Origin of the sequence: Antarctobacter heliothermus, assembly GCF_900188425.1 — a bacterium.
In the GTDB taxonomy this organism is placed as follows: Bacteria; Pseudomonadota; Alphaproteobacteria; order Rhodobacterales; family Rhodobacteraceae; genus Antarctobacter; species Antarctobacter heliothermus.
In genome coordinates this window covers 16,009-37,098 of sequence record NZ_FZON01000016.1, presented here as the reverse complement: position 1 = coordinate 37,098, position 21,090 = coordinate 16,009, and the positions used below count along the sequence as shown (strand labels likewise).

General features: G+C 60.6%; 18 protein-coding genes. 9 read left to right on the top strand and 9 right to left on the bottom strand.

Translation table 11 applies throughout. The annotated features are described in order from the left end of the window. Window positions 1–2 precede the first annotated feature (2 nt). Both CHB90_RS10400 and CHB90_RS10395 read right to left on the bottom strand, forming a co-directional pair. A complete protein-coding gene (locus CHB90_RS10400; RefSeq protein ID WP_089277805.1) occupies window positions 3–2,027 on the bottom strand; it encodes a hypothetical protein in 2,025 nt (674 codons plus the stop codon). A gap of 25 nt (window positions 2,028–2,052) precedes the next feature. Continuing rightward, window positions 2,053–3,429, bottom strand: coding sequence for a nucleotide sugar dehydrogenase (locus tag CHB90_RS10395; protein WP_089277804.1), 1,377 nt, complete (start codon window positions 3,427–3,429; stop codon window positions 2,053–2,055). A 393-nt stretch (window positions 3,430–3,822) separates the two neighbouring features. Between CHB90_RS10395 and CHB90_RS10390 the strand changes: the two genes are divergently transcribed. The 3 genes from CHB90_RS10390 to CHB90_RS10380 all read left to right on the top strand — a co-directional run bounded on the left by CHB90_RS10390 (window position 3,823) and on the right by CHB90_RS10380 (window position 7,113). Then, window positions 3,823–5,664, top strand: a complete 1,842-nt coding sequence (locus CHB90_RS10390; protein WP_089277803.1) for a calcium-binding protein — start codon at window positions 3,823–3,825, stop codon at window positions 5,662–5,664. Between the two features lie 349 nt (window positions 5,665–6,013). Beyond that, entirely contained in the window at window positions 6,014–6,502 is a 489-nt protein-coding gene (locus CHB90_RS10385; protein WP_089277802.1) for a peptidase associated/transthyretin-like domain-containing protein, read from the top strand. Window positions 6,503–6,507: 5 nt separating this feature from the next. After that, window positions 6,508–7,113, top strand: a complete 606-nt coding sequence (locus CHB90_RS10380) for a ferric reductase-like transmembrane domain-containing protein (RefSeq protein WP_089277801.1) — start codon at window positions 6,508–6,510, stop codon at window positions 7,111–7,113. Between the two features lie 86 nt (window positions 7,114–7,199). Here CHB90_RS10380 and CHB90_RS10375 read toward each other — a convergent pair whose 3' ends face one another. The 6 genes from CHB90_RS10375 to CHB90_RS10350 all read right to left on the bottom strand — a co-directional run bounded on the left by CHB90_RS10375 (window position 7,200) and on the right by CHB90_RS10350 (window position 12,456). Further along, a complete protein-coding gene (locus tag CHB90_RS10375; protein WP_089277800.1) occupies window positions 7,200–8,105 on the bottom strand; it encodes a TIGR01459 family HAD-type hydrolase in 906 nt (301 codons plus the stop codon). After that, the gene (gene phnE, locus CHB90_RS10370) at window positions 8,102–8,917 is read right to left on the bottom strand and encodes a phosphonate ABC transporter, permease protein PhnE (RefSeq protein WP_089277799.1); all 816 of its coding nucleotides are present in this window, start codon (window positions 8,915–8,917) and stop codon (window positions 8,102–8,104) included. The genes CHB90_RS10375 and phnE (CHB90_RS10370) overlap by 4 nt, the downstream gene beginning before the upstream one ends. Next, window positions 8,917–9,732, bottom strand: a complete 816-nt coding sequence (gene phnE, locus CHB90_RS10365) for a phosphonate ABC transporter, permease protein PhnE (protein ID WP_089277798.1) — start codon at window positions 9,730–9,732, stop codon at window positions 8,917–8,919. Before phnE (CHB90_RS10365) ends, phnE (CHB90_RS10370) begins: the two co-directional genes overlap by 1 nt. Further along, window positions 9,729–10,523 carry a phosphonate ABC transporter ATP-binding protein gene (phnC, locus tag CHB90_RS10360; RefSeq protein WP_089277797.1) on the bottom strand — a complete coding sequence of 265 codons (795 nt, stop codon included), beginning with the start codon at window positions 10,521–10,523 and terminating at the stop codon, window positions 9,729–9,731. The genes phnE (CHB90_RS10365) and phnC overlap by 4 nt, the downstream gene beginning before the upstream one ends. 64 nt (window positions 10,524–10,587) lie before the next feature. Further along, the gene (gene phnD / locus CHB90_RS10355) at window positions 10,588–11,562 is read right to left on the bottom strand and encodes a phosphate/phosphite/phosphonate ABC transporter substrate-binding protein (RefSeq protein ID WP_089277796.1); all 975 of its coding nucleotides are present in this window, start codon (window positions 11,560–11,562) and stop codon (window positions 10,588–10,590) included. 51 nt (window positions 11,563–11,613) lie between these two features. Next, the gene (locus CHB90_RS10350) at window positions 11,614–12,456 is read right to left on the bottom strand and encodes a DeoR/GlpR family DNA-binding transcription regulator (RefSeq protein ID WP_245823220.1); all 843 of its coding nucleotides are present in this window, start codon (window positions 12,454–12,456) and stop codon (window positions 11,614–11,616) included. Window positions 12,457–12,601: 145 nt separating this feature from the next. On the opposite strand from CHB90_RS10350, the gene CHB90_RS10345 reads away from it, so the two are divergent. The 5 genes from CHB90_RS10345 to CHB90_RS10325 are packed head-to-tail and all read left to right on the top strand — an operon-like array spanning window position 12,602 to window position 19,104. Beyond that, entirely contained in the window at window positions 12,602–14,263 is a 1,662-nt protein-coding gene (locus CHB90_RS10345; RefSeq protein WP_089277849.1) for a Na/Pi cotransporter family protein, read from the top strand. Further along, the gene (locus CHB90_RS10340) at window positions 14,260–14,727 is read left to right on the top strand and encodes an NUDIX hydrolase (protein WP_089277795.1); all 468 of its coding nucleotides are present in this window, start codon (window positions 14,260–14,262) and stop codon (window positions 14,725–14,727) included. Before CHB90_RS10345 ends, CHB90_RS10340 begins: the two co-directional genes overlap by 4 nt. Before the next feature lie 58 nt (window positions 14,728–14,785). Then, window positions 14,786–15,811 (top strand): ABC transporter substrate-binding protein, encoded by a 1,026-nt coding sequence (locus tag CHB90_RS10335; protein ID WP_089277794.1) that lies wholly within the window; start codon window positions 14,786–14,788, stop codon window positions 15,809–15,811. Window positions 15,812–15,814: 3 nt separating this feature from the next. After that, the gene (locus CHB90_RS10330) at window positions 15,815–18,034 is read left to right on the top strand and encodes an ABC transporter permease (RefSeq protein ID WP_089277793.1); all 2,220 of its coding nucleotides are present in this window, start codon (window positions 15,815–15,817) and stop codon (window positions 18,032–18,034) included. Next, window positions 18,031–19,104, top strand: a complete 1,074-nt coding sequence (locus CHB90_RS10325) for an ABC transporter ATP-binding protein (RefSeq protein WP_089277792.1) — start codon at window positions 18,031–18,033, stop codon at window positions 19,102–19,104. The genes CHB90_RS10330 and CHB90_RS10325 overlap by 4 nt, the downstream gene beginning before the upstream one ends. Window positions 19,105–19,223: 119 nt before the next feature. Here the strand turns inward: CHB90_RS10325 and CHB90_RS10320 are convergent, their stop codons facing one another. Continuing rightward, entirely contained in the window at window positions 19,224–20,009 is a 786-nt protein-coding gene (locus CHB90_RS10320; RefSeq protein ID WP_089277791.1) for an inositol monophosphatase family protein, read from the bottom strand. Window positions 20,010–20,464: 455 nt separating this feature from the next. Between CHB90_RS10320 and CHB90_RS26555 the strand changes: the two genes are divergently transcribed. Continuing rightward, window positions 20,465–21,090 (top strand): hypothetical protein (locus tag CHB90_RS26555; RefSeq protein WP_212591589.1); only part of this gene is annotated, 626 nt, incomplete at its 3' end.

Here is a 21,090-nt window from a genome sequence, read left to right as displayed (position 1 = left end):
CCTTACACCTCGGCGAGCAATTTACGCTGCACGGCTTCGGCCTGTGCCCGCAGTTTTTCCGTCGCTTCATCCGAAAGCGCGATGACCCGGTCTGCGGACCTTGCCGCAAGGGAAGAGTCCCCGGTTTTGACCGCAGCGCGCATCAAGAGAACCCAAACATTGATCCTGTCCGGCATCTGCTCCGCAGCGGCGCAGCCATAGGCGATGGCGCGGGCAAAATCGCCGTCGTCGAATTGCACTCTTGCGCGCCACAGGTCGTATTCCGGCAACGGGATCGCGATGGCCTGAACCTCTGCGGCCAAGGCCGACAGGGCGGCCCAGTCGCGTGCCTTGCCTGCCGCGCGGTAGCGCGTCGCAAGATCGATCTTGGCCGTGCGCAGTGCCTCGCGGACGGCTTTGTGGCGCGGGTCGGCCTGTTGGATGGCGATCAGTGCGCGGATGCGGTCCAGCGGGCGCTGGAGTTGCGTGGCCTGGTTGGTCCAGGCGTCAAGCAAGGCGATCACTCCCTTGTCCCGAAGGCGGGGCATGTCGTGCAGGTCGCGCCAATGGGCAAGGATGTGGGCCGCCGCATTGACGCCCCGTTTTTCTGCAAGACCGGCGGCGATCTTGGTCAGGTCAGTCGCGCTCAGGTGGCTGGAGATCAGCGTCTTTATCGGCGCGTCGGCATGCGTCAGCGCCGCTTCGATGCCCGCCACGGAGAGGCAGGACTGGACCTTGGCCAGTTTTGTCGGTTCCAGCCTGTCTGACAGGTCGATCTGTTGCGCGACAACAAGATCGGCCAGCACCTGCGCGGCGCGATCTGCGGTATCGTGCTGGCGGCAGGCCGCGATTGCGAATTGCGCCGCGCTGGCGATGTCGCCCGCAGCCTCAGCGCGCAAAGCCACGTCCGTCAGGATGTGGCAGGGCAGGGCAACAAAGCGATCTTCCGCGTCCGTCGCCAATAGCCGGGCCGTTTCGAACAGGCCCAGGCGACCGGCCGTTTGGACACTGTTGGCCATGTCCAGTGATTTCGCCGAAGCCGCCTTGGCTGACAGATCCTTGTGGAACACGGCCTGCGCGGCTTTCTGGGCGCGATGTACTTTTTTCCCGAACGGTCGGTATTCTTCGGTCCTGGTCGACAGCGCCGACAGCCGGCTTGTCGCCTCGGCAAAGTGTCCGGCGGTGCAGGCGGCGTCGATTTGGGCACGCAGCGTCTCGGCGGGGACTGTACCGCTTGCAACTGCCGCATCCGTCCGGGGGGCAATGAACCGGGCCATCCAGTCATCCATGACCGCGGTGCTAAAGGGTGTGGTGAAATGGGCAAGACTGGTGCTGTCGTCCTCGATCGCCGCAGGTTGGCCAAATTCGGCCATCAACTGCGTCGGGTCATACAGGTCGAACCCGGCGTCGCGGACGCCGTCGCTGACCATAGTAACCAAGCTGGCGCGGGATTTGATGGTCTGGCCGTCCGGCTTGCGTGCGTTGACGTGAGAGACAAACATCACGTCCGGCAGCAGACGCCCCAATGTCTGGATGTCTTGCGCCAGACTGTCGGGCGTAACGTAATTCAGCGTGATCCGGGACAAAACGGCAGAGTCCGCGCGTTGGGCGTCCGTGGCGGACCACGCCTTGTCCAGAAAGGCGGTGGTTCTGGCGCGGTCGCCGGTCTGCGCCGCGTCCCAAAACGCTTGCATCCGGTCAGGGTCGGCAAAGAAATCGGGGTACGTCGATTTCAGATAGTTCAACTGGATCGAAACGCCGTCGATGGTCAGTTCCTTGGCAGACGCCAGTTCGATCACATACAGACCTGACGGGACGTGTATTTCAGAGGACAGCGTGGCAAGCTGATGTGACCGCGACACCAAGGGCCAGACATCTGCGGAGATGGTCATTTCGCCCCGCAGAAATCGCGCCAGTTGCACTGCCTCGGCAGGCGAGTGGCAATAGCCGTAGCTGCGGTTCAGGTTCAGGCGGATGCCGCGCGTCGATTGGCCCAGACGCAGCGGCGTCGCAATCCGGCATGAGCCGATCGGTGTGACAGTGAACATCTCTTCGCGCCCCCGCGTTTGCCGATTACAGCGACCAGTAGGTCAGAGTGTCGGATCTGACCGATTTCCGGTGAACGCCTTTGACGTCCATCAGAACGCCGCCGTCGCGGATGCGGTTCAGGAATGCCCGGTCATTGAGGTATTCCCGGTGTGCGGTGGTCAGGATCATCAGGTCGAGATTTGCCAACTCTTCGGTGTCACACAGCGTCAGGCCACAGGCCTCTGCCTCGTCCTGATCGCAGTGCGGATCGTGCACCAGCATCTCGATCCCGTAGCCGCGCAGCATCTTGATCAGGTCCAGCGCCTTGGAATTGCGCATGTCGGGCACGTCTTCCTTGAAAGTAATGCCACAGATGGCAACACGCTTGCCCGCGATGGCCCCGCCTTGTTTGAGCAGGAACCGCAGCGCCGCGTCTGCCGTGTGGCGCACCATCGCCTCATTTGTGCGGCGCCCGGCCATGATCAGTTGCGGGGTGTGCCCCACCTTTTCCGCCAGCGTCGCCAGATAGTAAGGATCGACGCCGATGCAATGTCCCCCCACAAGGCCGGGTGTCATCGCAACGAAATTCCATTTGGTCGCGGCGGCCTCGATCACATCATGGGTGTTGATGCCGATCTTGTCGCAAATCATCGACATTTCGTTCATCAACGCGATGTTGACGTCGCGCTGGGTGTTCTCAAGAACCTTCGATGCTTCGGCCACTTTGATGGTCGGAGCGGCGTGCAGGCCCGCGTCGATCACGGTCTCATAGACGGCGCGGACCCGGTTCAACGTGGCCTCTGTGTCGCCGGAGATGACCTTGACCACATTTGTGACGGTGTTGACCTTGTCGCCGGGGTTGATCCGCTCGGGGCTGTAGCCCAGGCCAAAGTCGTCCCCCATCTTGAGGCCGGACAGACCTTCGAGGATCGGGGCGCAGATCTCTTCGGTAGCGCCGGGATAGACGGTCGATTCAAAGACCACCACATCCCCTTTTTTCAGGTGTTGACCGACGGTCTCGCAGGCCGAAATCAGCGGCCCAAGGTCGGGTTGGCGCGCGTCGTTGATCGGTGTCGGGACGGTGACGATGTAAAAGGACGCGTCCGCGATCTCTGTACGGTCTGTGCTGGCGCGCAGGCCGCAGCGGCGCAGCAGGACCTCGTCAACCTCATTGGACGCATCGAAACCGCGTCTGATCTCATCCACACGCCGGGCGGAGATATCAAGACCCTGAACCCGTTCGAACTTTCCGGCCAGTCGCACCGCCAGCGGCAGGCCGACATAACCCAGCCCGATGACGGCGATGTTTTCGAACGCTGCCTTTGACGGGCCATTGTCCGCGACAAGATGGATCGCCGGTTCGATCCGTGTAACCCGTGCACGCCGGTCGAGGCGCGCGTTCTGAAGTGTTGTGGAGACCATGAGATTTCATCCCTTAACGTTCTGTTAATGAAGATGAACGGCAAATGTGGCGAAAATTGGGGCCAACGTGGAAACATTGGGGCCACCTGTGCGGAAATGTTTCCGGTGGCGGGACAGTGGGCGGGATTTGACGGTGTTTGGGCTGCTGATGTCGGCAGTAGCACCTCAACGCCTAGGGGCAGGGACACGCAAGAGCCCCATATATTCCCAATTCGCTCCACGAGCCAAACACAATCTCAAGGTTAATAAAAGCCTAATAAGGAATCCGACGTTCGGACGCGCCGCATGATCCGGCCGGTCAGATCGGGGTTGTGTGCTGTTTCTGCATCACTTCCCGACCCCTGTCCGACCATCGCCGGCCACCCGTGGGTCCACAATCAGGAAAGGCACGTCATGTTCACGTTCTCTCACTCTGCCAATGGTTTGTCCGGCATCCATGTCTCTTTTAACTTTGGCCTCAGTTTCGACAGGGCTGCCGACCAACAGGCAAATCCTGGCGAGCAATGGTTGCAGATCTTTCAGCAGGACACTGCCGACAAGACGAAAAATTCCATATCCAAGAAGCTGCCGACAGACCTGCTGTTTGACGAGGATACGGCCGGGAACGTCGATCTCTCGGACATCAAGTTCAACAGCATCGCCAAGAAGTCCGAGATCATGACGCTGGAATTCAAGGTCGGAGAGGGGACGCTCGATGCCACCGGAACACAGGATGTCACGGTGACCGGTGGCGGGACCGGCCCGCTGTACCTCACAGGCACACGCGATGACATCACGGACTTTCTGAACGACGGCAACGCGGTGACCTACACGGGTGCCCAGGATGTCTTTGGTGACGAAGTAGCAGTGATTTCGCTGCGCGCCGCCGTCGATGGTGACCTGATCGACCTTGGGTCGATGAACGTCGATATCGCGGACGTGATCGACAATGTCATAGGAACTCCACAGGACGATACCCTTTTGGGTGATCGGGGAATGAACCTGATTTTGGGGCTGGCCGGCGACGACAGCCTTGACGGTCAGGGTGGCAACGATGTGATCAGCGGCGACGCGGGCGATGACACGGTCTCTGGCGGCGCGGGCGCAGATACCCTGGACGGCGGCGCGGATGAGGACGTCCTATACTACGTCGGCTCAACCGCCGGCGTCACGGTCGACCTGAATGAGGACGGTGCCGGATTTCAGCAGGCATCAGGTGGCGACGCAGAGGGCGACGTCATCTCCAACTTTGAGAATGTCTATGCGTCCGACCATGCTGACGTGATCACCGGCAACGCTGGTCGCAATATCCTGTTCGGCTATGATGGGGATGACATCATCAACGGCATGGATGGGGACGACGTGCTGCGCGGCGGATTGGGCGCCGATACACTGGACGGCGGCAACGGGAATGACTGGGTCAGATACCTTGGCTCTGCGTCAGGCGTCACGGTCAATCTGACCGTGGGCATGGACGGCTTTCAGTCGGCCTCTGGTGGCGATGGCGAAGGCGACGTTCTGTCCGGTTTCGAGAATATCCAGGGGTCTGATTTCGGCGATGACCTGACTGGCGATGCGGGCAGGAACTACATCCTGGGCTTTGACGGCGATGACGTGATCGACGGTGGGGCCAGCAATGACACGATCCGGGGCGGCGAAGGGGCCGATACCATGGAGGGCGGCAGCGGGGCGGATGTCCTGCAATACACCGACTCCGCCGGAGGCGTGACGGTGGACCTCAACGCGGATGGCTTTGGCATGCAGCAGGCCTCTGGCGGTGACGCCGAAGGCGATGTGATTTCGGGTTTCGAACATGTCTACGCCTCGAACCACGACGATATGCTGACCGGCGATGCGGGTCGTAACATCCTGTACGGTTATGACGGGATGGACACGATCAATGGCGGCGAGGGCAAGGACGTCCTGCGCGGCGGCGACGATGCGGACAGCTTTGTCTTCAACTCGGCGCTTGACCCCGCAAACGAGGATCGGATCATTGATTTCGTCGCTGGCGAAGACGTGATGGTTCTGGACAGCGCGGTGTTCACGGGTCTGACCAGTGGCACGCTGGATGCCGGGATGTTCGTTGCCAACGTCGATGGCGTCGCCACCACCGCAGACCAGCGCATCATCTATGAGACCGATACCGGCAAGGTCTACTACGACAGCGACGGCAGCGGCGATGCCGAAGCCGTCGCTTTTGCCCAGCTGTCGTCCTTGCCCACCATCGGGGCCGACGATTTCCTGATCGTCTGACACAGCTTGCCCCGGGGGACCAAGGACTTGGTCCCCCGGAGGTGGCCCACGGGCCAGAGGCCGTTACCCATTCGGACGCGCTTGCGGTTATCCTGCCCGTGACACCAGCCGTGTGCCTCTTTCGGCTCAAGGTGATCCAGCGGCCTGACGGGGGCAGTCGGTCACAGTGGCGCGGATCGGTGCTGCGCGGTTCAGGGGTGCATTGCGTTCACGAAGCTGTGGGAGTGCTTCGCCCCGCCGCCCGAAACCACTATCTTGAGCCCATGAGTGCAGGGACCAAGCTTCTCGGATCGACAGACCCAGTCCTGCATGTCACCAGAATGATCCTTGCCTCGCAGGAGAAACCGACATGAGCTTTTCCGTGCCGAACCGCCGCATTGTCCTGACCGCCACAGCATCGCTGGTGGCCACGGGCGCCTCTGGCCTCTTTGCCCCCGCTCTGGCGCAGGACATCGCGCCGACCCCTTCGATGCGGGGCGGTGCCAACAACTACCTTCCGGGCGCGCCGATCGTTGAGCGTATCGGCAGCGGGGGCTTTTTGATGTCAGGGACTGTACGGCGTGCGGGGGATGGTGCGCCTCTGGCAGGCCAGCGTATCCAGATCTGGGCGCATACGACCGAAGGGCATGAACGCGATCCGCACAGCCATGGCGCAACCCTGACGGACGAAAATGGCGTGTTCCGCCTTGAGATGCCGCAGATCGTGCCGGCCTTTGGCCAACCGCATGGCCATCTTGCCTATGACGGAGAGGATTTTGAAACCGTCTTCTTACGCCCTGTTATGCGGCGGGCCGGGGATACATCCCTGAGCGCCGATTTCGTCCTCAAACCCGCCTGAAGGCAATGAATTCTGTCAAGGCGACGCTGATCTGGTTTGCGCTCACGCTTGCCGTGACCGTGCCGGTTTTCGTCGCCGCCCGCAGTCCGCTCCTTGCCTGGCGCGAGCCGGTCTACATCGCGGCGGGTTTCGCCGGGGTAATCGCGATGGCGTTGCTTCTGGCCCAGCCGCTGCTTGCCGGTGGATACCTTCCCGGCCTGCCTGCGCGGCGGGGGCGTCGTGTTCACCGCGTCGTTGGTGCGGCGCTTGTCCTTGCGGTGATTGTCCATGTCGCGGGGCTGTGGGTCACCAGCCCGCCCGACGTGATTGACGTCTTGTTGTTCAGATCGCCAACACCCTTTTCACTTTGGGGGGTGATCGCAATGTGGGGCGTTTTTGCGGCGGCGTTTCTGTCAGTGGTCCGTCGCCGGTTGAGCCTGCGGGTCTGGCGTATCGGCCATACCAGCATGGTTGGCCTCGTCGTCGCGACCAGCGCGGTGCACGCGATCCTGATTCAGGGGACGATGGGCACCGTATCAAAAACGGTGCTTTGTCTTTTGGCGCTTGCAGCCACGACAAAGGTGATCCTTGACATGAGGGTTTGGAGACACCTGTTCCACAAACGCGGGTAGATCCAGGGTGCGGCCAGCCCATGACTGTCAAACTGGGTCCGGCAGGGATGACATCTGCACCCGCTGCGCGCCGCAATCCTGGACCGTCAGGGTCGGGACACAACGAAGTCGGGATGGATTTCGGCGCGCCGCATGGCGTTTTCGACGTCCATGCCGGCAAAAAAGCCGTAGTCCGAGATCAAGGCAGAGCTGATGCCGCTGGTCTGCGCACCCAGAATATCGGTGTGCAGACTGTCGCCAACCATGATGACTCGCGACTTGTCGACCGTGCCAAGATGGGACAAAGCTAGATCAAAAACGCTGGGAAAGGGTTTGCCGAAAAACACCGGCTCGACGCCGACGCGGTCCGCCAACTGATGCGCAAAAAAGCCCGGTTCCTGCGAAAAGCCGCTTTCGCGCGGCGCGACAATATCCGGGTTTGCGACCAGAACTGTCCGGGTCTTTGCCCGCAGTGCGTTTTCCAACAAGGACTGGCGGTGAGCGGTCCACGACCCGCTGCCCATCAGCACAAAGCCATCAGCATCGTCGTATGCGCGAGGTTCGTCTCCCAGCAGGACAAAGTCCATCGCGCAAAAATCGTCAAACGCCGAACCTTCGGGTGCCATGACGCCCCACCGCAGGTCACGATGTTCGGCTATCGCGACGGCCAGCGCCATGCGGCTGGTCACAATGTCGGCGAGGTCGAATTGAAACCCCAGCCGGCGGTATTTTTTCAACAGCTCCGGCGCGGGCAGGCTGGCGGCGTTCGACACCACGGAGACGGATTTTCCCGCCGCCCGCAAATCCGCGATGCGCCCTGCAGTGCCGGGAATCGCCGTATCTCCGATGTTCAGAACGCCGAAGGCATCCAGTAGAAAGACGTCAAACGCATCCGCGATCTCGGCCAGTGTCGCCACATGCCGGGGAGGGCAGTGTGGCGCCACGGCCTTTGGGAGACGGTGCCTGACCGCTTCGTAGGCTGCAAAAGCCTCTTCGGCGGTCAGACCCGTCATATGATGGCGCCCCGCACCTTGGCCGATACCCATTCACTGATCACAACCGCCGCAAGGATCACAAGAAGGATCAGGCTGACCTGCGGCCATGCGAGCACGTTCAGTGACGACGACAGTTGCAGCCCGATGCCGCCTGCGCCCACCAGTCCCAGAACCGTCGATTCCCGGATGTTGATGTCCCACCGAAAGACCGCCACCCCCGCAAAGGCCGGCATGATCTGCGGCACGATGCCAAAAGCCATGACCTGCCAGCGCGACGCACCCGTGGCGGTGACCGCCTCGACTTGTCCATGGTCGATCTCTTCGATCGCCTCGTAGAGCAGTTTGGCGCAAAAGCCGATGGACCGGATTGCGATGGCCACGACACCAGCAAACACGCCGGGACCGATGATGGCGATCAGCAACAGCGCCCAGATCAGCGAATTGATCGATCGTGTCGAGACGATGATCAGCAGGGCGATGGGGCGGATGAACACCCGCGACGGGGTTGTGTTGCGCGCCGCCAGAAAGGCCACCGGAACCGACAGGAACAGCGCGATGATCGTGCCAAGGGTGGCAATGTTCAGCGTGTCCCAGATTGGGCGGCCAAGCTGGGTGATATATTCCCAACGAGGCGGCGTTGCGCGGGTCCAGATGTCGTTGGCGATGCGCGGCGCGTCCCAAACAAAGAACCATGTTGTGGCGTCGGAGATGCGCTGCCAGCAGATCATGAAAACCGCGACACCCAAGAGCCAGCCAAACCAGCGCAGCAGGCTTTCGCGTCTGGTGCGGCGCTTCCAGATCTGTGTTCCGCCCTGTTCGATGACCGGCATTACTGCACCCTCGCCCGAATAACGCCCGACAGGTATTCCAGCCCCATGACGATCACGATGATCAGGATCAGGATCGCCGCCGCCGTGTCGTACTCATAGCGGTCAAACGCGGTGTTGAGTGTCGCGCCAATGCCGCCCGCGCCGACAAGGCCAAGGATCGCGCTTTCGCGGAAATTGATGTCGATCCGGTACATGGACAGGCCGACAAGCCGGGGCAGGATCTGCGGTTGGACGCCATAGTTGATATACTGCATCCAGCGCGCGCCGCTGGCCTTGACCGCTTCGGCCTGTACGCGGTCCATGGATTCAATGTCTTCGGCCAGCAGCTTGGACAGGAACCCGATGGTGGCAAAGGACAGCGTCAGGAACCCCGCCAGGGGACCAAAGCCGAAGATGGCCACAAGCAGGATCGCGACGATGATTTCCTGTAGCGCGCGGCTGACTGCGACAATACCACGGCAGACCAGATAGACCGGCATCGGCGCGATGTTCCGGGCGGCGCCCAGACCGATGGGAATGGAGATGGCGATGCCAACCACAGAGGCGGCCACGGTCATCACGATGCTCTCCAGAAGCCCCTCCCAGATGTCGCTGGCGCGAGAGACAAAATCGGGCCGGGTGAAGGACAGGACAAACTGCCATCCCCGGTCAAGACCGGCATAGACGCGCGCCCAATCCACCTCGATGGTCAGGAATGCGGCGATCAGGTAAGCGACGAAGCCCGCCAGCAGCGCCCACCGCAACTTTGGGTTGGCTATAAAGGGCGGCTTGCGCCAGCCTTTGCCCAGCATGTCGTCCAGCTCTCGATGGCTCATTCGGCAGCCTCGATGTCTTCGTCGTCCTCGACCTTTTCGATGGTCGCTTCCCAGTCTTCCTCGCCGTAGATTTCTGTCAGCTTGTCGCTGGTCAGCCCGGTCGGGGGGCCGTCAAACACGATTTCGCCGAACCGCAGCCCGACGATGCGCGGCACGAACATCTGTGCCAGCGCCACGTCGTGGATGTTGATGATCGCCGCCAACCCGCGTTCCTGGCACAGCTCCGTGATCAGCCGCATGATCTGGCGGCTTGTCTTGGGGTCAAGCGAGGCGGTGGGTTCATCCACCAGCAGCAGCTTGGGATTCTGGATCAGGGCGCGGCAGATGCCGACGCGCTGGCGTTGACCTCCCGACAGTTCATCGGCGCGCTTGTCGGCCATGTGCAGCAGCCCGACGCGGTCGAGCAGGCGAAATGCCTCGTCCACATCCGACTGCGGGAAACGGCGCAGGAAACTGCGCCAAAAGCCGACATAGCCAAGACGACCGGACAGCACGTTTTCCATCACGGTCAGGCGTTCGACCAGCGCATATTCTTGAAAGATCATGCCCATGGACCGGCGCGCCTTGCGCAGCGCCGAGGTGCCCAGTTTGGCAAGGTCGGTATCGCCCAACAGCACTTCGCCGGTGGTGGGCTCCACAAGCCGGTTGATGCAACGGATCATCGTCGACTTACCGGCGCCCGATGGTCCGATCAATGCCAGAACCTGGCCCGCCGGAACCTCAAGATCAATCGCCTTCAGCGCCTGATCACCCGTCTTATATGTTTTCGTCAGCTTTTGAAGGCGCAGCATTCATCGACCCTTTATAGGGGTTCATGACAGGCCCCGTCAGGGACCTGTCATATTAAGGTGTGGTTTACTGGCAGGCGTAGGACACGTTGTTTGCCGCGTCGATCTTGCGGATAACCTCCCAGAACTCCTGATAGTTCATCTCAAGGAACTGGCCTTCGCCGTTCTTTTCGAACTCTTCTTTCAGGCTGGAGCCTTCCCATTCGAAGTTGAAGAACGCGTTCTTGATCTTTTCCTGCAGCTCGGGCTTGAGGTTGTACACCACGCCATAGCCGGTCGTCGGGAAGGTTTGCGACTTGTAGATCGATTTGATCTGGTCGGTGGTGACAACGTCCCGCTCGATCATACGGCCCATGACCGAATTGGCGACCGCCGCGGCCTGGTAGTCCTTGTTGGCAACACCCAGGACAGAGTTGTCGTGCTTGCCCGAGAACACGGGTTCGAAATCCTTGTCCGGCTCCATGCCGTAATCCGCCTTCAGGATCGCCGAGGGCGCCTTGAAGCCCGAGTTGGACGTGGGCGAGGTAAAGGCAAGCTGTTTGCCCTTGATGTCCTCGATCGTCTCGATGCCGGAATCGGGATAGGTGATGATTTCCATCTCGTAGCCAAAGCTGCCATCCGTGGCCGCCATGATGGTGAACGGACGGAAACCGGCGCAGTTGACGGCCAGCGGGTTGGAACCGGTGTTGAAGCCCGCGATATGCAGACGACCCGAACGCATCGCCTCGATCTGGGCGGCGTTGTTCTGAACCGGGAAGAACATGACTTTCTTGCCGGTCTCGGCCTCGAGATGTTCCAGGAAATCCGCCCAAGCGGTCTTGTAGACGGCGGGATCTTCGACCGGTGTGTAGGCAAAGATCAGCGTGTCCGGGTCGATCTGGTCCGCCGCGTCGGTCGGAATGTCGGCGATCAGGTCGCCGTCCACGTCGCAATAGCGTTCGTCCAGATCGCCGCGCGGACAATCCTGAGCAGACGCGGTTGTGCCCATCGTCATAAGCGCAATGGCAGATACGCCCAGCAGGTGATTGATGTTAAGTGACATTTTTTCCCTTCCTGATATGCGACCGTTGGGGCCGCCCTTCTTTTTGTCTTCTTAGTTCTGGTCTGCGACCGAAATGTGAACGTCGGCCAGATCCAGCGCGGACAGCAAATCGCCCTTGGGCTTGCTGTCGGTGATGACCGTATCCAACGCGTCAAGCGATCCAACCAGCGCGAGACCTTTGCGGCCAAATTTCTGTTCGTCGATCAGCAAGTGCCGTCTTGCACCCTGGCGCAGCATTATGCGCTTGACCGCCGCGAATCCGCGTACAGTTTCGGATGGCCCCTCCTCGGACAACCCTGACGCACCGATCATGCAATGATCAACATGGAATCGTCGCAGAAATTCCAGTGTTTCGGTTCCGACCAGCGCGGATTCAGCAGGCAGGTATTCGCCCGGGCACAACAGGACTTTTGCCGCGCCGTGTCCCAGCGTCATTGCAACCGGGATCGAATTGGTGATGACCGTGCAAGGTGTGCCCAGGTAGGCCAGCGCCCGTGCCATCTGGATTGTGGTAGAGCCGGAATCGATCATCAGGGTTTCCCCGCTCTGAACCAGTTCCGCCGCCTTCATGCCGATACGGGCGCGTTCCTCGATCAGGGCGTTGGCGCGTTCATCCAGCCCCGGATAGTGCCCCTGTGACGGGGCCGATGCGCCACCATGCGCCCGGCTGATCAGCCCATCGTCGGCCAACGTGCCAAAATCCCTACGCACGGTTTCAGTCGAGACCTGAAAACGGTCGGCCAACTCGCTGATGCGGACGTGCGGGCGCAGCTTGAGTTCCAGCAGGATTTGCCGCCGACGTTCGGATTTCTTGATCCGGTCCGCGCTTCCCTTCTTTCTGACCTCAGAGGCCGAGGTTTCCGACATACGCCCCACCGTCTCGTGCTCCGGCATCAGGATTGTGGCCTTTCGGGCGTTATTGCAATAATTTTTGTTGCATAAGTGGCATTCTGGGCGGATGTTTTTTGAACACACGCTGGCGGACATGGGTTTGTGCCATTGGCGGAAGGGAAAGAAAGCTGATTTTGGTGCAACACCTTTGATCCTTCTCTCGGTAAATCTGGCTGCGGCGGTCGCCCTGTTGTTGTGGTCGGTCCGTTTGATCCGGACCGGGGTCGAACGTGCGTTCATGCCCGAGTTGCGGCGTCACCTCAAAAGCCTGTCCCAACGACCGGTTTCCGCTGCCGCAGGCGGTGGTATCGCGGCGATGCTGCTGCAAAGCTCGACAGCCGTCGCCCTGATCGGGGGTGGCTTTGTCGCGTCGGGAATGTTGGCGCCACCTTCGGCTCTGGCACTGTTGCTGGGGGCGGATCTGGGGTCGGCCGCAATGGCAAGGGTTCTGATGTCGCCGGTCGAGGTGATCATTCCATTCCTGTTGCTGATCGGCATTGCGACCTTTTTCAATGCCCGGTCCCGCAAGACCAAGCAGGTCGGGCGGATCGTGATCGGCTTTGCCCTGGTTCTGGTCTCTCTTCAGATGATCCGCACCGCCACCGCACCGATTGGCGAAAACGAAATCGTGCAGGAGATCTCTGCCTATTTTGCGAATGATCTGCTCAGCGCGTTCCTGATCGGCGCGGTCCTTGCCTGGATCATGCATTCCAGCCTTGCGGCGATCCTGACGTTTGCAACCTTTGCCGCGTCCGATCTGATTGCCCCTCCGGTCGCGGCTGCACTGGTCATCGGCGCAAATCTTGGCGGAGCGGTGGTTCCCTTGGTGTTGTTGTCGGCAGCCCCCCGGTCGGCGCGTCAGGTTGTTGTCGGAAACCTGCTGGCCCGAGGCGGTATCACTCTGGCTGCGTTGTGCCTGATCGTGTTCGACGTGATCGACTTGTCGCTGCTTGGCCAGAATGCCGGGCAGCAAGTCGTCATGCTGCACATCCTGCTGAACGCAACGCTGGTGGGTGTCGGCCTTCTCGGGCTGCATGTGCTGATCCGCATTTCTGGCGCTCTTGTCCCGGCGTCCACGGTTGATGCCGATACAACCGTCAGCGCGCTTGATCCGAACGCCTTGGAAAATACCGACTACGCATTGGCGTGCGGTCAACGCGAGTTGCTGCGCATGGCCGAAACCGTTCAGGCCATGTTGATCCCGGTCATGGGGCTGTTTCGCGAATGGGATCCCCAGGTCGCGCAATTGATCGAAAAGCGCGAAGATGCTGTCGACCGGATGCACTTTGAGACCAAGATCTATCTTTCGAAACTGCGGGAGAAAAACGACGTCGGGGCGCAGTCGCAAAGCTCTGTCGAGCTGGTGGCGATGGCAAACAACCTGGAAGAAGCGGCAGACAAGATCGCGGTCAATCTTCTGGCGCTTGCCAAAAAGATGAACGACGAGGCGATTTCCTTCTCCGAACAGGGGTTGGCCGATATCGAACAGTTCCATGATCAGGTTGTCACGAATACGCAACTGGCGCTGAACGTGCTGACGACCGGCGACGCAGAGGCAGCGCGCCAACTGGTTGCGGAAAAGGACCGCGTTCGTCGCGAAGAGCAGCGCTTGCAGGCGCGGCATCTGAATCGGCTCAGAAAGCGGCGCGCGGCAAGTGTCGAGACAACCAACATCCATCAGGAAACGCTTCGACTGCTAAAACAGATCAACGCCGCTCTTTGTTATCTGGCCTATCCGATTGCCGAAAAGACCGGTGATCTTCTTGGCAGCCGCCTTGCAAGTCCAAGATATGCGGGAAGTCAGACATGACGCAGGCAGGCAACTCCGCCCAGCAGATCGCCGCCCTTCCTGTCCACCGCGACAAGAAAGGCAGGCTGCGCGTGCTGATGGTCACCTCGCGCGATACGGGCCGTTGGGTGATGCCGAAAGGCTGGCTGATGGACGGCAAAAAGCCGTGGCGCGCCGCCGAGATCGAGGCAATGGAAGAGGCCGGGGCGGTCGGTTACATTTCAAACACCGCAATCGGCACCTACCATTATGTCAAGCTGCTGGACGACGGCAGGAGTCTGCGCTGTTGTGTGACAGTCTATCCGATGATGGTCGAACACCTGAAGCGGCGCTGGAAAGAGCGCAAAGAGCGCAAGCGGCACTGGTTTTCGCCCAAAAAGGCGGCCAGGCTTGTCGATGAGACCGAACTGACCGCCTTGCTGACGGAATTGGCCAAGCAACCCACCGAACAGCCGGGCATGAAGGCGTTGCTGAAAGCATCGTGAGGACGTGCAGACAATAAGCCGGGCAAACCGGCAAGTATTCATTTCTGGGAGGAAAGACATGAAGAAAATCACACTTACATTGGCCGGATCGCTGATCGCGCTATCGGCGTCTGTCACGGCGTCCTACGCGGACAAACTGACATTCTATTGCAGCGCACAGGAAGAGTGGTGCCAGTTGATGGCACGCGGCTTTGAGGATGCAACCGGCATCGACGTCAACATGACGCGCAAGTCCTCGGGTGAGACCTTTGCCCAGATCCGCGCCGAAGCGGTGAACCCCAAGGGCGATGTCTGGTGGGGCGGCACCGGCGATCCGCATTTGCAAGCCGCCGAAGAGGGCCTGACCGAAGAGTACCTGTCGCCCATGCGCGACCAATTGCATGACTGGGCCATTCGTCAGGCGGAAAGTGCGGGAAACAAGACCATCGGCATCTATTCCGGGGCCCTTGGCTATGGCTACAACACCGATCTTCTGGCTGCGAACAATCTGCCGGAACCAGCCTGCTGGAAGGATCTGCTAAAGCCCGAGTACAAGCAGCATGTCCAGATGGCGAACCCCAATTCGTCCGGCACGGCCTACACCACGCTTGCCTCGATTATTCAGATCTTTGGCGAGGATGAGGGCTTTGAGTTCATGAAGGGCCTGCATGCCAACATAAACCAGTACACCAAATCCGGCTCTGCCCCGATCAAGGCGGCGGGACGTGGTGAAAGCACAATCGGCATCGTCTTCATGCATGATGCCGTGGCGCAGGCCGTTGCCGGTTTCCCGATCAAGGTTGTCGCCCCGTGTGAGGGCACCGGCTATGAGATCGGCTCCATGTCGATCGTCAAGGGTGCGCGCAACATGGACGAGGCCAAGCAGTTCTACGACTGGGCACTGTCGGTCGATGCACAGAACCTCGCGCTTCAGGTCAACGCCTTTCAGGTGCCGTCCAACAAGGGGGCCAAGACCTCGGACAAGGCGCCCGACATGGCAAGCATCAAGCTGATCGACTACGACTTTGTGAAATACGGGTCGTCGGATGAGCGCAAGCGTCTGCTTCAGAAATGGGACGAAGACGTCTCGGTTCTGCCGCAGTAACCCATGCACGTTGCCGCAAGTGAGCGGACCACCCATCCGGTACTGATCTTCTGGATCATCGCCGGGTGGGTCGGGTTCGGCATCCTGCCCTGGTACGGGGTCGAGGACGGTTTCTGGTCATTTGAGTGGCTGTTGAACGGCTACCCCTTTGATGAGGACTTTGCCCCTGCCGCGTTTCTGATCGCACAGGGAGAAAAGCTCTGGCTGGCGCCTTTGGTGATCCCGCTGGCCTTGCCATTGCTGGTGCTGGGGCGGTTGAAATCCGATCCGCTGTTTGCGCGCATCCTGATCCTGACCGGGGCGCTTGGCTTTGGCTGGCTGATTGCCCAAGGCTTTGGCATCGGCATTCGCGGGTTCACCTTTGACTGGCTGACCGCGTTGTTCGGCGATCTGGGCGACCGGCAGTTCGGCATGGGCTACGGCGCGATGATCTGTGCCACGGCCTTTTTGTTTCTGTTCACCCAAGGCATCGCGGCGCGCGGCGCGATCAACGGCGATGTCTTTGTCGTCAGCGCCATCGGTGGCGTCATCGTGATCGTGACGGCCTTTGTGTTCTTTCCCATCGCCAAGATGCTGTTCGCCGCCTTCGTGACCGAAGATGGCAGTTATTCCATCACCGTCTTCTTTGCCAAGTTCATGGACAACCGGCTGTGGGGGGTGGGATGCCTGTGGGGCGCACGCTGCGGGGTTGCCTGGAACTCGCTCTTTTTGGCCATTGCGGTGGGGTTTCTGACCACTGTCCTTGGCCTTGCGTTCGCATTGGTCGTCACCCGGTCGGGGTTTCGCTACAAACGCGCGCTGCGGGCGCTGACGGTTCTGCCGATCATCACGCCGCCCTTTGTCATTGGGCTGGCGCTGATCCTGCTGTTCGGACTGTCCGGCACCGTGACCGTTTATATTGCCGATCTCTTGGGGGTGCGGCCGACCCGGTGGCTATACGGGATGCCCGGCGTGTTGATCGCGCAGACACTGGCGTTTACCCCTATCGCATTCCTCGTGCTGATCGGGGTCGTCGAAGGTGTCAGCCCCTCGATGGAGGAAGCGGCGCAGACGCTGCGCGCCAACAAGTGGCAGGTGTTCCGCACCGTGTCCCTGCCGCTGATGCGTCCGGGTCTTGCCAATGCCTTTCTGCTGGGCTTCATCGAAAGCATGGCCGATTTCGGCAATCCGCTGGTTCTTGGCGGCAACTTTGACGTGCTGTCGACAGAGATATTCTTTGCCATCGTCGGCGCGCAATACGATCAGGGACGCGCCGCTGTTCTGGCGATGGTTTTGCTGTTTTTCACGCTCTCGGCGTTTTACGCGCAACGCGCGTGGCTGGGCAAAAAGAGCTATACAACCGTTTCGGGCAAGGGTGACGCAGGCGTGCATCCCCTGATGCCAAGCGGGCTGGCGATCCCTGTGATGGCTGTCGCGCTGGGCTGGGCGCTGTTTACGGCGCTGGTCTATATCATGATCATTTACGGCAGCGTCGTCGACCTCTGGGGCGTCAACAACACGCTGACGCTCAAGCACTATGTCACTGCCTTTTCTGTGAGGTTCGAGGCCGAAGGCATTCGCTGGACGGGGGCCGCATGGGACAGTTTCTGGACCACGATCACAATTGCCGCCATCGCCGCACCACTGACTGCTGCGGTGGGGTTGATCACGGCCTACCTGCTGACACGCCAGACATTCGCGGGCAAAAACGCGTTCGAATTTGGCACGATGCTGTCCTTTGCCATTCCCGGCACGGTGATCGGGGTCAGCTATATCCTTGCCTTCAACGTGCCGCCGATAGAGATCACCGGCACCGGCATCATTCTTGTGATCAGCTTCATCTTCCGCAACATGCCGGTGGGCGTGCGCGCCGGCATCGCCTCGATGAGTCAGTTGGACAAATCGCTGGACGAAAGTTCACTGACGCTGGGGGCGAATTCCTGGCAGACGTTCCGCCGTGTGATCCTGCCGCTGTTGCGGCCCGCGATCCTTGCGGCGCTGGTCTATAGCTTTGTGCGGGCGATGACGGCCATTTCGGCGGTCATCTTCCTTGTCTCGGCCGAATACGACATGGCCACCAGTTACATTATCGGGCGCGTCGAAAACAACGACTACGGCCTTGCCATCGCCTATTCCACCACGCTGATCTTTGTCATGCTGGCCGCCGTCGGGTTGCTGCAAGTCGTAGTAGGCCGGGTGCAGATCGGGCGGCGCACCCAACACGGATCGGGGAAATCGACATGAGCGACGCCATAATCAGCAGCAAAGCCGCACCTGTCCGGTTCGAAGGTGTGTCCAAGCGGTTCGGCAAGGACGTCGTCGCGGTGGACAACATCGACCTGTATGTCGAGTCTGGGCAACTGGTGACGCTGCTGGGCCCCTCGGGCTGTGGCAAGACCACGACGCTGCGCATGATCGCGGGGCTGGAGATGGCGACAACGGGCCGTATCCTGATCGGGGACCGCGACGTGACCAAACTGCCCGCGACAGACCGCGACGTGTCGATGGTCTTTCAGTCCTACGCGCTGTTTCCGCATATGACCGTGCTGGAAAATGTCAGGTACGGGCTGACCTTTTCCGGCTTCGACAAGGCAGAGGCGCGCAGCCGCGCGCTGCACGGTCTCGAACTGGTCGGACTCAAAGGCTATGACGACCGGCTGCCCAGCGAGCTGTCAGGCGGCCAGCAACAGCGCGTCGCCGTGGCGCGGGCGCTGGTGCTGGAACCTCAGGTGTTGCTGTTTGATGAGCCGCTGTCCAATCTCGACGCCAAGCTGCGCCGTCAGGTGCGCGAGGACATTCGCGCCATCCAAAAGGACCTTGGGCTGACCGTTGTCTACGTCACCCACGATCAGGAAGAGGCGCTGGCGGTTTCCGACCAGATTGTCGTGATGCGCAACGCGGCCATTGCCCAGATAGGCACCCCGCGTGACCTGTACGAAGCACCCAAGGACCGATTTGTTGCTGATTTCATCGGTGAGGCCAACCTGATCGCCTGCCAGATTGTCGGTGTCGAGGGGGACAGGGCGACAATCGACATTGAGGGCTATCGCCACACTTTGCCTTCGCGCGGTCTGTCTGACGGACCCGCCACCCTTGCGGTCCGGCCCTCACGTTTGCGGATTGGCGAAGAGGAGGGCATTCCCGCGACGGTCGCCAAGGCGACCTATGTGGGCGAGCGGATGGAATACACCCTTGAAGGCGGCTTTGGTCAGGTCTTTGCCGTGCAGGACGAGGTCGATGAGCCGCTGCCTGTTGGACGCGCCGTGCGCATGTCCTTTGCGGGCAAGGGGCCGGTCCTGTTGCCGGACAGCTGAAACCAGTAGCGGCGACACCGTCGTCCCCGTCATTCTCTGTGCTGGGAAGGGGGCTTGAAATCGCCCTGACGGGGGCGATCTGGGTCAGGTGCGGGCGCTGCGGTTATGCGCATCTGCGATCAAGTCGGCCAGGCCTCATTCGCCATGGCTTGCAAGGCATCAAACACCTCAGGTGTCCCGGCCACGACACGGCCCCCGTCGGCAATCATTTCATCAGCGTCTTGCATTTCGACCTTGCCGCCCGCTTCTGCAATCAATAGCTGCCCGGCCAGACAATCCCAGGCGTTCATGTGCTCTTCCAGATATCCCAGCAGCCGTCCGGCCGCGACATAGGCCAGCGAAAGCGCGCCAGAGGCGTTGCGGTGGAACATGGCCCCCTCAGCCACCAAAGCGCTGACAACCGGCAGAACATTCTCCGGTGCAACCCGATTGGAATAGCCGACGGCAACAGTTCCGCTTGACAGCGGAACACCATCCGCCACCCGGATCGGTAGCCCGTTCATCGTCGATCCGCCCCCGCGAACGGCAACAAACGTCTCATCATGGATCGGATCGTGAATGACGCCGACTACTGTTTGTCCCTGAAACACACCGGCAAGCACAATCGTCCAGGCCGGAAGGCCGTTGACGAAGTTTGTCGTTCCGTCGATTGGATCGATGACCCAGACAAACCCGCTTGTTCCGGTCTTTTTGGCCTGTTCCTCACCGACGATGCCATCGTCGGGGCAGGCGGCATTCAGATGCTGCCGGATCAGGATTTCGACATTTCGGTCCGCCTCGCTGACCCAGTCCTGGTTCCCCTTTTTGTCCACAATCAGGGTTGAGCGATCCTTGAAATAGGTGAGGGCCGTACGGCCCGCGGTCCGGCAAATCTCGACCGCCAGTTCTTTCTTCGTGTGTTCCATCGCTCATGCCCCTCAACGCTGCAGTTCGGTGCCATGCCAGTCTTTCAAACCGGAAATCAGGGCCGGTTCGATCATGTCAGGGCGGATCGCTGTGGGCAACATGTGGTGTTCCTTCCATGAACAATCGGCACCAGCGCCCCGTCGTCCGGCCAGTAAGTAATCCCGTCAAAAATCGCGGAGGTTGCCGGGAACCGCACCTGATTCGCAGAGTCGGGACGGTTGCATGAAGCGGTCTTGGGCGGCCTGTGCGTTTGTTTTCATTCCGGTGACAACGCTGGAGGGGGCAAGTGATTACCGTTCGTATCCGGAACATTGACACCTTAAAAATTACTTAATTTCAGGCTTTTGTTGAAAACTCGACGCAACCTCGGTCTTTTCGTGACCTACCGAAATGACATGTTCGCGCGGAGCTTGCCCGCCGGAAAATTACCAGAAAAAGAGGTTAGGGAAGCCCGATGACAAATGACACCACATACGCGTCCGCGACAGGACACGAAGGCCCCGACGGGTCCGGCACCGGGGGGACATCAGGCACCGGGCATCACATGGCGAGTTCCGGGAAGGCCTATCACAACGGTGGTGTCGAAGGTGATTCCTTCGAAGGCTGGTATGAGTCCAATCTTGCGGATCAGATGGGCACGCTGGCAGGTCCGGACGCGGGGGCCGATGGCGGCGGTCTGGTACTTGACCTGTCCCAGACAGGCGCGGTCATTGTCATCAACGTCGGTACAAACCCGGAAACCGGGTTGCAGGGCGGATCGGTCGAGTTTCAGGACGCAGATGGTCAGCCGGTCGCCTGGGGGCATTTTGACGGCGTGACGGACATCATCCTGCCCGATGATCCGACCAGCTATTACTATTCCGAAAGCGATTTTGAGATCATCGGCGAGCACGGTCCGGGCCTGCCGCCGAAAGTATCTCTGGATGAATACATCGTCGAGGACCCGGGCGGTGAAGATCCCGTCGGCTCTGGCGGCACAAAGGGCACCGGTTCGGGCGGCACGAAGGGGTCCGGCTCTGGTGGCACGAAGGGGTCCGGCTCTGGTGGCACCAAGGGCTCCGGCTCTGGTGGCACGAAGGG